11 protein-coding genes are annotated in these 11956 nt (G+C 63.1%); 7 read left to right on the forward strand and 4 right to left on the reverse strand.

Annotated elements, in window-relative coordinates:
- Positions 1-63 precede the first annotated feature (63 nt).
- Entirely contained in the window at positions 64-801 is a 738-nt protein-coding gene (locus NFJ07_RS06460; protein WP_269993287.1) for a hypothetical protein, read from the reverse strand.
- Position 802: 1 nt separating this feature from the next.
- On the opposite strand from NFJ07_RS06460, the gene NFJ07_RS06465 reads away from it, so the two are divergent.
- From NFJ07_RS06465 to NFJ07_RS06495, 7 genes are all read left to right on the forward strand, one after another.
- Positions 803-1048 (forward strand): hypothetical protein, encoded by a 246-nt coding sequence (locus NFJ07_RS06465; protein ID WP_269993288.1) that lies wholly within the window; start codon positions 803-805, stop codon positions 1046-1048.
- A 537-nt stretch (positions 1049-1585) separates the two neighbouring features.
- A complete protein-coding gene (locus NFJ07_RS06470) occupies positions 1586-4240 on the forward strand; it encodes a helix-turn-helix transcriptional regulator (RefSeq protein WP_269993289.1) in 2655 nt (884 codons plus the stop codon).
- 138 nt (positions 4241-4378) lie between these two features.
- A complete protein-coding gene (locus NFJ07_RS06475; RefSeq protein ID WP_269993290.1) occupies positions 4379-5713 on the forward strand; it encodes an aminotransferase class V-fold PLP-dependent enzyme in 1335 nt (444 codons plus the stop codon).
- Positions 5710-6222 (forward strand): Fe-S cluster assembly sulfur transfer protein SufU, encoded by a 513-nt coding sequence (sufU, locus tag NFJ07_RS06480; RefSeq protein WP_269993291.1) that lies wholly within the window; start codon positions 5710-5712, stop codon positions 6220-6222. The genes NFJ07_RS06475 and sufU overlap by 4 nt, the downstream gene beginning before the upstream one ends.
- Before the next feature lie 68 nt (positions 6223-6290).
- Entirely contained in the window at positions 6291-6428 is a 138-nt protein-coding gene (locus NFJ07_RS06485; protein ID WP_269993292.1) for a hypothetical protein, read from the forward strand.
- A gap of 533 nt (positions 6429-6961) precedes the next feature.
- On the forward strand, positions 6962-8479 hold the full coding sequence (locus NFJ07_RS06490; RefSeq protein ID WP_269993293.1) for a polysaccharide pyruvyl transferase family protein: 1518 nt from the start codon (positions 6962-6964) through the stop codon (positions 8477-8479).
- A complete protein-coding gene (locus NFJ07_RS06495) occupies positions 8476-9465 on the forward strand; it encodes a glycosyltransferase family 2 protein (protein WP_269993294.1) in 990 nt (329 codons plus the stop codon). The genes NFJ07_RS06490 and NFJ07_RS06495 overlap by 4 nt, the downstream gene beginning before the upstream one ends.
- Positions 9466-9504: 39 nt before the next feature.
- Here NFJ07_RS06495 and nhaA read toward each other — a convergent pair whose 3' ends face one another.
- The 3 genes from nhaA to NFJ07_RS06510 form a co-directional block, all read right to left on the reverse strand.
- Positions 9505-10812 (reverse strand): Na+/H+ antiporter NhaA, encoded by a 1308-nt coding sequence (nhaA, locus tag NFJ07_RS06500; RefSeq protein WP_269993295.1) that lies wholly within the window; start codon positions 10810-10812, stop codon positions 9505-9507.
- Positions 10813-11131: 319 nt separating this feature from the next.
- Positions 11132-11353: an SCO4848 family membrane protein gene (locus NFJ07_RS06505; protein WP_234750845.1), complete on the reverse strand. Its 222-nt coding sequence runs from the start codon at positions 11351-11353 to the stop codon at positions 11132-11134.
- A gap of 1 nt (position 11354) precedes the next feature.
- Positions 11355-11852 carry a DUF2505 domain-containing protein gene (locus tag NFJ07_RS06510; protein ID WP_269993296.1) on the reverse strand — a complete coding sequence of 166 codons (498 nt, stop codon included), beginning with the start codon at positions 11850-11852 and terminating at the stop codon, positions 11355-11357.
- Positions 11853-11956 lie beyond the last annotated feature (104 nt).

Consider the following 11956-nt stretch of genomic DNA (forward strand, 5'->3'; position numbering starts at 1 on the left):
TCTGACACTCCCGGAATGCGTAGTGTCCTGCTGACCTTAAGGGTTCAGGGAACGCGTGTGGCGCTAGTTGGCGACTCCCGAAGCGGTGACAACGGTGAGCCATGGACCGGCCGGCACGCTGGCGCGGTCAACGAAACGCCACGATACGTGGTCATTGTCGCCGTTCAGGTCAGCGAAGCCCAGGCAGCCGTTCAGGGCAGGTGACACATCCATGCCCGCACCCTGGCTAGGATCGCCGGAGAACTGCTTGTTGGCAGGACGCGCGTTGTTCGCGCCGAAGACGTAGGCGGAATCGTGGTAGAGGGAGCCGCTGGAGGGGCCCGCATCTTCGACTTGTCCGTAGCAGACGCCGCCGTTGGGGCCGGTGATCTGGACCCATGCGTTCTTCATGTAGCTGTAGCTCGAGTCCGCGCAGTGGTTGACGCCTGTTTTGGCGTTGTCAGCGGCGGCCCACGGAATCACCTTGCAACGCTCGGCGAAAGCGACGCTGTCATTGACGTCGTCGTAAGGCAGATCCAAATAGAACGGGTTCTGCAAGGGCTTGGGCTGATGCAGCGGGAAGTATCCATTGCTGGCTACGCGCTGTTCCGTGGCGCACTGGAAATTAGTGCCGGTGCCGGAACTAACACCGTCACAACCGCCGTAAGTGCTGCCGGGACAACCGCTCGCGCTGGACGGAGTGGTTCCCATGTTGACGCCGGTGTGCTGCAGAGCCCACTGGCCGTTGTAGGTGGAGCAGACCTGGGAGCCGTCCGAGAGGCTGGCATTGAAGATCTCGCCCACCCAGAAGGTGGTGCTCACGATGTTGGTGTGCAGCGGGTACGTTCCCGTGACAGGCAGGGGCGCTGCCGTTGGTGCGGGTGCGCCGGCGGCAGTAGCGGAAGGAGACGGTGCGGCCGGAGCGGGCGTGCTCGACGGCGTCGTGACCTTGGTGGGAGCCGGCGTCGGCGTCTGCGTCGGCGCCGACGTGGCGGTGCGCGTTGGCGCGGATGAAGCGGAAGGCGACGAGCTCGGCCGCGAATACGAACCGCTGCCGCCGGCCTGGTAGGAGGATTTGTGTGACGACTGGACAGCGGAGATGGTTGCGAACCCGCCGAAGGCAAGGAGCGCCGCGGCGATGAGTGCTGTTAACAGGTGTTTCATATTTTGGGTGACATATCTGTTGGGGACATAGACATACGAGACCTGGGCAATGGATAGGGCGATCTGCAGCCGAAAACGCCGCAGCGTCGTACACGGCCAAATGGTGTGTCACGACAGAGTTGTTACGAAAATCGGCTGCGCTTCAACTCCCCAGAAGTAGCCAGCCGGAACTTACTCTTGCGGCACCAGCTTACACAGTCAGATCACAGGGTGGTAACAGCGGGTACAAATCCGGGGCCGGAACCGGCCTGGAAACGGAGCCGTTGCACCTCGCCGGAAGGCTCCGTGGAGCGAGGATGTTTCGCGCAAGTAACCCCGGAAAACCCAAGTAGTTACCACTCAATCCAGGACGGAAACCCGAAGGTAACGTTTGGAAATGACACCGGTCCGTGCCGCAGCCGTCAGGAACGCGTGTCCGGCGGCCCAAAGATGAGACAGGACCATGGACGATACCGAAGGGACCCACACCTCGCCCCCGATTATTCGGGCAGCCGAGCTCCAAGAGATTGTGATTGCCTTGTCAGGGCCGGAACCGGCCGGGATAGTCATCTCGGGGCCGGGTGGCTCCGGAATGACCACCCTCTTGGACGCCGCGGCTTCAGTGCTGGGCGGATCCTTCAGCGTGATCGCCCACAACGTCTCGGAGTCGTTCGCGGATATTCCTTTTGGAATCGCCATGGCACTTGTTCCGGACCTGCCGGCCAGGGCCAAAGTGTGGCCGGGTTCCATCGTTGCGGCGTGCCGGAAGGCAGTGCGTGGCGCCGCGACATCCGGCTCCGCTGCCTTGCTGGTCCTGGACAACATAGATTTCCTGGATGACATGTCCCTTTGGCTCCTGAGCCAGTTGCTTGTTGAACCGGACATCCGCCTGATTGCCACCCACCGCTCGGACCGGCCCTTGAGGATGGAACTGATGGAGTCCGTGGTTTCGCGGCAGCTGTCCGTTGTGACGTTGGACGATCTCACGCAGGAGCAGCTTCGCGAATTCCTTGATGATCGCCTCGGCGGGCACGCTGCCCGCAGTTTGGTCCGGGACATCCATGCCCTCACCGGAGGAAACCTGCAGACCGCGAAGTTGCTTCTGGACGAAGCCGCAGCGCGTGGCGAGATCGTGGAGCAGGCTGATTCCTGGATGCTGTCCGGACCGATCCGCTTGGACGGTTCGCAAGCGCTCGAGCTAACCCGCCACCGGCTTGAGGGCTATTCCGTGCCACAGCGGCAGGTCGTGGATATTCTGGCGGTGGGGGAGCCGATACCGCTGGCCGTCCTTGAACAACTTGTCCAAAAGCGGGCGATCGAAGCGCTGCGGGCCGACCGAACGATCCGTATCCAGGCACACAGCCAGGAGACGGCAACGCTCAGCCATGCCATCGAGGGGAGGCTGGCCCGGCAGCAGCTGGGACCTGCGCGGATCCTCGAACTTCGCCGGAGCATCTACGCGACGTCCGCACCCGTTGCCGATGACTCGCTCTGGACGCTGTTCCGTCGCGTGGACCTCGAACAGGCAAGCGGTTTGCCGGTGCCGGACGCGGATCTCATGGCCGTGGCCATTGCCGCAAACGACATTCACGACAATCGGCGGGCCCGGCGGTCCGCGGAAGCGGTACGGGCACCGGAACTCGGACTGGTTGCAGGTGTGGAACTGGCCAGGGCGCTCTACCAAACAAGGGATTTCCCCGAGGCTGTCAGGGTCCTGAAGGGTCTGGTGGCAAACACCCCTGACGTCCTGACTGTGGACTTCGCCCACGCGGTATGGCTTTTGCTGCATGCACTTTTGCCGACATCGCCCGGGGCGAATGTGCTTCAGGCGGTCCTTCAGGATGCCCGACGGCGGCTGGAGGCTGCCGCCGTCGGCATCCAGCCGGGCGAGCCAGCCCATCTTGACCATTCGGCCGTCCGGGACGAACTGGATGTTCTCCAGCTGTATCTGGATGCCCAGAACGGAAGCTGGCCTTCAGCCAGTGGTGAGCTGTTCCAAAGGCTTTGCCACAGCCAATTGGTCGATCCCGGACTGCGTTCGGAGCGCCATCCACCAGCGCCCACCCAGGCCGGCGTGCTATTGATGGCGCTCGTCTCCCAAGGGTTGGCCGTCAGCGGACGGTTCGCGGACGCGGTCGCTCTTTCGACGCTGGCCCTCGAAGCCGTGGGGCGGCTGCCACGGTGCCCTGTGGACTTCCACTCCACTGTGCTGACCATCCACGGGTCCAATTTGATCTGGCGCGGGCAATGGGGTGGCCCCGAAATGTTCTGCGCCGGCAGTTCCAGCTACAGCAACCGGATGAGCTATTTCGGCGGGTCTGCGCACCTCTACAGGGCGCTCGTGCTTGCCAGGCAGGGGAGCCTGGAACTGGCGTGTGAACAGTTCCGCCAAGCCAAGGCCCGGCTGGATGAAGCCGACCCTGACGGACTCCTGCCACCGGCCCTCGGCGGACTTGCTGCGGCGGCGTGGTTGCTGGGCGACGTCAACCAGGTACGTCGCGCCCTGGCGGCCTACGATTCGCGAGCCAGCGGCGGGAACTATCTTGCCTCGCAGCTCGCCGAAAGCTATTCGTCCGCCGCCCGGTCAGTGCTGATTGGCGCGGAACACTCGCACCGGAAACTTCTCCAGCTTGCCGGTTCTGCCGCCAAGAAGGGACACCGGGCGCTCGAAATGTTGAATCTCGGCTTGGCCGCCCGTACTGGCAGCCGGGGATACCGGCAGTTGGGGGCGGGAGTGTCAGAGCTGGTGTGGAGCGTCGAGTCCGGCATGCCGTCGGGACAGGAATCGGGACAGGAAATGGGAACAGGACAGTTAAGCATGGGTGAACCTCAGCAAGCGTTTGACCAGGAGGAGGCGTTCGCTTTTGACGAGCCCCACCCGGTCAGCCCGGAGGCCGGGTCCTCGGTCCTTCCCGGCATCGTCAAGCTTTCCCAGCGTGAACGCGAAGTGACGGCCTTGGTGGCCTCCGGGCTGAGCAGCGCGGAGGTGGCTGCCCGATTGGGTATCGCCGTGAACACTGTCAACGCCCACCTGCAGCGGGTTTACGGCAAGCTCGGAGTTTCGCGCAGGCAGAAGCTTTCCGAGCTGTGGGACGAGTTGGCGAAGCCGGAGGAATAGGGCCAACGCACTGCCGATTAAGGCAGCGAAGCCGATTGGTGGGACAATTACAAGGTGACGCCGCCACTCCTGGCGGTCAGCCGCTGGCGATTGCCACGTATTCCCCACAACACGTATTCCTAACAAGGAGCACCGGTTTTGACAATGGTTTCCACCCCCGCGTGGGGAGATGCCCAGGTTTCCGCACTCGATGACGATGAAGTCCGTCGCATCCGCAACGATTTCCCCGTTCTTGAGCAGGAAATCAATGGCAAACCGCTGGTCTACCTGGATTCGGGAGCCACCTCGCAGAACCCCCGGAGCGTGCTCGAGGCTGAGCAGGAATTCTATGAGCAGCGGAACTCTGCCGTGCATCGCGGCGCGCACCACCTTGCGGTGGAGGCCACGGATGCCTTCGAAGACGCGCGTGCCACCGTGGCACGTTTTGTGGGCGTGCAGGACGATGAGCTGATCTGGACCGCCAACGCCACCGCGGGGCTGAACCTCTTGGCCTATTCGTTTTCGAATGCCAGTGTGGACCGGGCAGCCGGCGGCGCCGAGCGTTTTGCCCTGAAGCCGGGCGACGAAGTGCTTGTCACCGAAATGGAACACCATGCCAACCTGATCCCTTGGCAGGAATTGTGCCGGCGGACCGGAGCAAGCCTCAAGTACATTCCCCTCGACGACGCCGGTGCGTTGCGTCTTGAAGAGGCAGCACGCCTCTTGACCCCGCGCACCAGGATCCTGGCCTTCACCCACACTTCCAACGTGCTTGGCAACATCAACCCCGTGGACGTGTTGGTCCGGATGGCCCGGGAAGTAGGCGCCTTGGTAGTCCTGGACGCCTGCCAGTCCGCGCCGCACCTCCCCTTGGACTTCAAGGCCATGGACGTGGACTTCGCCGTATTCTCCGGCCACAAAATGCTGGGGCCAACGGGGATCGGCGCGGTCTATGGCCGCAGCGAGCTACTCAATGCCATGCCACCGTTCCTGACCGGCGGTTCCATGATCACTACGGTGACCATGGAAGAAGCCCGATACCTGCCCGCCCCCCAGCGCTTCGAGGCCGGAACCCAGCCTATTTCGCAGGCGGTGGCCCTCGCTGCCGCAGCAAACTACCTCAGCGAAACAGGAATGCACCGGATCGCCCTGCGTGAGGCGGAGCTCGGCCAGAGGCTTGTCATGGGCCTCAGCGCTATCGACGGCGTGCGGGTGCTGGGCCCCGGGCCGGGGGAAGAACGGACCGGGCTTGCCGCATTCGACGTCTCCGGAGTGCACGCGCACGACGTCGGGCAGTACCTCGACAACCTGGGCATCGCTGTCCGGGTGGGTCACCATTGTGCCCAGCCTTTGCACCGCAGGCTGGGCCTGAGCGCTTCCACCAGGGCCAGTACGTACCTTTACACAACGTCCGAGGAAGTGGACCTGCTGGTTGAGGCCGTTGCCCAGATCAGGCCTTACTTTGGGGTAACGGCTTCCGGAGTCGCATCATGAGCGGTCTGGACTCCTTGTACCAGCAGCTGATCCTGGAACACTCCAAGACCCGCAGCGGCGGAGACCTCGCTAACCTTCCGGCCGCCGCAACGGGCGCTCCGGGCACCGGACAGAGCTACACGGGACAGAGCCACCAGCTCAATCCCATTTGCGGGGACGAGATCACCCTTCGGCTCAGTCTCGGCACCGACGGAGACGGACAGGCTGTCACGGAAATCCATTGGGACGGTGACGGCTGTGCCATTTCGATGGCGTCCGCGTCCATCCTCAGTGAAATGGCACCGGGCATGTCCCCGATGTCCCTTCGCCACACGATCGATCACTTCCGGGAATTGATGCGTTCACGCGGCAAGCTGGAAGCAGATGAGGAACTGCTCCAAGACGCTGCAGCCCTGGCCGGGGTTGCCAAGTATCCTGCCCGGGTAAAGTGCGCCATGCTCGCCTGGGTTGCTGCAGAGGACGCGCTGCGCCAGGCCGAGGCCAGCCAAGGGGTGCCGCAGGCTCTCTAATGCGGGCAGCCTGAGGTCGAGTAGCGTCCACTCTATTTCGGGCCCTGGGACGGACTTAGCCTCGAAGCATGATTACTTTGGAGAGCAGGCGCGAATGGCGCCGGAGCCAGCATCGGGTCCGCCGGGCGGAATTCGTGGTTGTGGGATTGTTGCTCGCCCTCGTCGCCGCGACAATTCTTGCCGCAGTCGCGGGGCTAATGCGCTGAAGGCCAGATGCTCGAACGCAGCTACGCTGCGGCATTCACGGCTGGCTATATTGCGTTGGAAAACGTACGAGGCAAAGAAAAGCTCGGACCCGCTAAAACCGGTCCGAGCTTTTTTGTACCGTTGGCCTAGTCATCGCATCACTTGGGTACCGCTGCGATGAGCACCGAAATCGACATGAGACCGAGAATTGCCCAAACAAAGAACAATGACCAGTTCTTCTCTTGGGTTTTCCTGTGGGCCCCATGCCACACCCGTTCCATACCATTCCCGTCCATAGCAGCAAGGTATTCCTGCCGATACCGCCCAAACAGCGTGCCAACCACCCTACTTGAAAGGCTCATTACTCCATTTGAAATGTGGGCTACTCGTATCATTCCCATCGTGGTATTCCCTGGGTGCCAGCACTCAAAACCCGGAGAATCGCTACGGTTCGTCAGTCCCCGGAGAAGAACGATAGGCTGTTTCAGCGCATCCGGAAGTGGCTAGGCATCTAGCCAATGCAGCCGCTGCGCGCCTGTTAGGGAAGGACCGAGTGTTGAAGATTCTGGTGCAAGGCGATCTGGGCCAGGTGGCCTACCACGTAGGTGACGAGGCGATGGCAATCGCAGCGGCCGATGAGCTTCGGGCCCGGTTGCAAGCCGGAATCGTCCTCCTCACCCGTGACCCAGGACAAACCAAGGAACTTTACGGCACGGACGCGATAGACACCTTGGTGTTCCCCTGGCCGCCAGCAGAGCGCAGCAACCACCTGGATCTCGTCCGCCGGGCGGCTCGTGGAGACCGGACTGCCTTACCCGCGCAAGATTCCGTGTGGCGGGTCATTGACGAAGTAAAGTCGGCCGACGGCGTGCTGATCGCGGGCGGCGGCAACATGAATTCCTTGTATGGATGGTTGCTCTATGAACGTGCGGCGCTGGGCCTTATAGCAAAGGAACTGGGCAAGCCCTTGGTTGTCAGCGGCCAGACCTTCGGCCCCACGCTGTTGCCCCAGGATCAGCAAGTTCTCCACGAGCTCCTGGATTACGCGGCACTGGTGGGCGCCCGGGAGGCATCCTCCTATGCGTTGGGCTTTCAGATGGGCTTGGGATCCGAGAAACTGACCAGGGTTCTGGACGATGCCAGCTTCCTGGTCCCGCCCGGATCGGAAGACGAGCACCATCCAGCCGGGGAAGAATTCGAATTTCCGACCGGCCCTTTCATCGCGGCGACCTTTGGTCCCGAATCCTGGCGGGACGGAACCCGCAGCCTTGCGAAGCTGGGAGAAGTGTTGGACCGGGCCGTGGAGCTGACAGGTCTTCCGGTCTATCTGATCCCGCACGTGGGCCCCCTTGGCGAAGAAGGCCTGGGCGGTGACCACGAGTCCCATGAAACAGTATTGGCACACTCCCAGAGCGGCCGGGTTCGCGTTTGCCCCGTTCTTCCGGCCCCCGCAGCCGCGGCATTGACGGTGGCGGCGGAACTAGTGCTGACGAACCGCTACCACCCTGCGGTCTTCGGCCTTGCTGCCGGAGTGCCGGTGGTTGCGCTCGCGAATGACTCCTACTCCGACGTGAGATTGCATGGAGCCATGGGCAACTGGGGCGTGCAGGACTGGGCATTGCCGCTGAGCAGCCTCGCCATCGGCGGTTTCGACCTTGCGATCGCCGAGGCATGGACGAGGCGCGTGGAAATCCGTGAGCACCTTGAATCGCTACGTCCCCAGATACGCGCCGTTCACGAGAACTGGTGGGACGCCGTCGCAAGCATTTTCTCGGCGACAGGTGTCGAAGCGGCAAAGGGGCTGGGCGACGTCGTGACGCTCGAGTCGGACTCTGAGTGGGCCAAGCAGGCCAAGCAGCAACGCGTCCAGTTCCGCGCCTTGAGCGGGGGAATCGCCAGCCTTTGGACGGAGTGGGACGATGTCCGCTCGCAACGCGATCTACTGTTGCATGAACGGAATGAAGCGCTGCATGAAAAGGAACGAATCTTGGGATCACGATCGTTCAGGGCTGCTTCCCTGTTGCGCCGCGGAGCCAGCGTGCTGCGCCGTGTTTCCGGAGGCCGTCGATGAACGCCCAGGCCCGCGTCGCCGTCGTCGTACGCACAAAGAACCGGCCGGTCCTCCTGCGCCGTGCGCTCGCGGACATCTTTGACCAGTCCTTCGAGGATGTTGCGGTAGTCGTCGTGAACGACGGCGGGGATCCTGTTCCCGTGGATGCGCTCGCCAGGACCTGGGACCACCTTCCCGCCGGCAAGCTGACGATCCTCCACCACGAGGCCAGCAAAGGCATGGAGGCCGCGTCCAACGCGGGAATCCATGCCACGGCCTCGGAGTTCATCTCCATCCATGACGACGACGATCGTTGGCACCGGGACTTCCTGAAGAAGACCGTAGGCTTCCTCGACGAGGCGCCGCAGGCCCAGGGCGTGGCTGTTCGGACGGATATCGTCTATGAGGAGATCCGTGGTGGAGTCATCGAGCAGACCGGCTCCCAAGGGTTTGAGCGTGAGCTTCGGGCGATCACCTTGTCCGATATGCTTCGCAGCAACCGCGTGGTGCCGATTTCCTTCCTCTACCGCCGCGCCGTCCACGAGCGCATAGGGGGCTACAACGAAGCGTTGGACGCCGTGGGGGACTGGGAGTTCAATCTCCGCTTCCTCTCGGCCTTCCCGATCGAGCTGCTGGATGGCGAGCCTCTTGCCTTTTGGTGCCAGCGACCATCGGCGCAAGGCGACCTGGGAAACAGCGTCATAGCCGGTGCCGATGACCACCAGAAGTTCGACCGCTACGTGCGTGATGTCTACCTTCGCGAAGAGGCAGGCAAAACCGGATACGGCACCTTGCTCTATTTGGCCCAGATGCACGGCCAGCAAGAAGGGGCGATCCATGAGTTGCGCGAGTTGGCGGAGCGGATAAATTCAAGCGTGGACGAGCTCGGACGAAGGATGGCGTCCTTGGAGGAAACCGTCCTGAACAGGACGAGTTTTTCCGATCTTGCCAGGCGGCCCGGCCGGCTGACCGGCAGGATCGTCCGGTTCTTGCGCGGCAATCGATAACAGCCGGCCAATCGAGGCGAAGGCGCGGGACGAGGTGCCTCAGGCGCTAGTAAAGACATCAGGCACGCCATCGCCGTCGTCGTCTCTTTGTTCCTCCCGCGCCACGTTGCGGTAGTGACGGTTACGGGCTTTGAGCACGACGGCGGCAAGCACCGCCGCGGCGAGGGAACCGGCGAGGATGGCCACTTTCGCGTGGTCATCGTGCGGGGAACCGGTACCGAAGCCCAGCTCGGCGATCAGGAGGGAAACGGTGAAACCGACGCCCGCCAGCATGGCCAGCCCTGCGACGTCGATCCATGCAAGGCCGTCATCCAGCCGCGCGCGGGTGGTCTTTGTGATGAGGAACGTGGTGCCGAAGACTCCTGCCATCTTGCCCACCACAAGGGCCAGGACGATGCCTACAGCTACCGGATCGCGCAGGGCAGCTCCGAGTCCCTCGGCGCCACCCAAAGCCACGCCGGCGGAGAAGAAGGCGAAAACAGGGACAGCAAAGCCGGCGGAGAAGGGACGCAAGCGGTGTTCGAAACTTTCGGCGAGCCCGGCTGCGGGCTCTCCCTTCTTGCCTGAAGCCACGACAGGCACGGCGAAGCCGAGCAGGACCCCGGCCACGGTGGCGTGGATTCCCGAGGCGTGGACGAAGGCCCAGGTGGCTGCGGCCAGGGGGAGCAGCAGGTACCAGCTGCGGACGCGCTTCTGGACGAGGAAGGTAAAGAGGGCCAGCGGCACTGCGGCGGCCAGCAGCATGAAGGGCTCAAGGCCGCTCGAGTAGAAGAACGCGATGATGCCGATGGCAATCAAGTCATCCACCACCGCCAGTGTCAGCAGGAAGGTCCGCAACGCCGCAGGCAAATGTGTGTTGATGACCGCCAGGACGGCCAAAGCGAAGGCGATATCAGTGGCCGTAGGGATGGCCCAGCCCTTGAGTGTTTCCGCGCCCGAGCCGAGGTTGATGACCACATAGATGAGGGCGGGAAGGACCACACCGCCCACTGCTGCCGCCACCGGGACGATCGCTTTTGCGGGTTTCCGCAATTCCCCGGCCACGAATTCACGCTTGAGCTCCAGCCCGGCGATGAAGAAGAAAACGGCCAAGAGCCCGTCGGAGGCCCAGTGGCCAAGGCTCAATTCCAAATGCCAGGGAGCGTAGCCGATCTTGACTTCGCGCAGTGCGAAGTAGCCATTGGCAAGGGGTGAGTTTGCCCAGGCGAGCGCGGCCACCGTGGCGGCGAGCAAAAGTGCGCCACCAACTGTTTCAGTGCGCAGAATAGCCAGGATCCGTTGGTACTCGGGGAAGCTGGAGCGGCTGAAAACCCTGGAAGGGGCAGCCGGGTGCGGGCGGTTCGCCATGTGGCTCCTTGGGGAGTTTGGGGTCGACAAAACTGTTGCCGACCAGACTTCCCGGCGCACCTGTGTTCTATTTTAGCGTTCTATTTTAGCCAAAGGGGCACCCGCCCCGCCGAGGGCCCCACCTGATCCCCACCGCCACCCTCGCCTCGCAAGTCCCCACCGGCTCCCAGCCTTCGCAAGCTCAGGCAGGGACCCTCGCCGGTGGGGCCCCACGGCCAGGGAACCCTGGCGGCGTGGGCCCCCAACTGACTCGCAGTTGTTGTCGTTATGAGGCGTCAAAACGACAACAAATGCGAGTCAGTTGGGCTCGGGAGGGGCGTTAGGTGAGGAGGGCCGTGATCCCGATGACTGCCGTCGCGAGTCCGAGCACCATGGAGATGGTGACCAACACAACGTGGACCGTGAGGAACTTCGTGGCTTTCCCCTTCGCGTCGCGGGCACGGGAGTCTGCCATGACGCGACGCAGGAACTGCGGCCAAACGATCAGGGACCAGGCCCCCGCGACGATCAGCACAATCGACAGCCCGGCTGCCAGCTTCACGCTAGTGGCTTTCGAGCCAGGCCTGGGCCTGCTGGGACTGGATGTTCAAAGCTTTGCCCACCATCGGTTCGGCCGCTTCGGCGATCTTGCCGCCGAGGAACGGAACCGACGACGTGACGGCACCTTCGAGCTCGACGCGGGTGTTGCCGCCGTCGGCCACCAGGCGCTGGACGGCAGTCACATCCAGCGGGGCACCGGAGATCTTCAGGGAGATGGTGCTCGTGCGGGAACCATCGGCCGTAGGCGCTTCCCACTTTTCGGTCTGCGTGACGGTGAGCTTTTCGCCCACGAACTTCCGGGCGATCTCCGGGAGGCGCGTGGTGGGCAGCGTGCGGACCGTGATGGTGCTGAAAGCGCCGGCAGTGTCGCCGTCGATCTGGAATGATTCCAAAGTGCCGCCGACGTACTCGCTGGTGTGACGCAGGAAGTCTTCGTCAATGAAAGTGGCTGCTACGCGGTTTACGCCGTAGGGCAGGGTGGTGGATGCGTTCAGGGCCATGGGGTCCTCCGTGGAATATCTCGGTTGAAAGCTCTTGCGGCTCCCAAACATCCTACGGTGTGGGCGGGGTAGGCTAGGAACGCCCCGGGATTCGAGAGAATTTC

The sequence above is a fragment of the Arthrobacter sp. B2a2-09 genome (genome assembly GCF_027587375.1).
GTDB lineage: Bacteria > Actinomycetota > Actinomycetes > Actinomycetales > Micrococcaceae > Arthrobacter.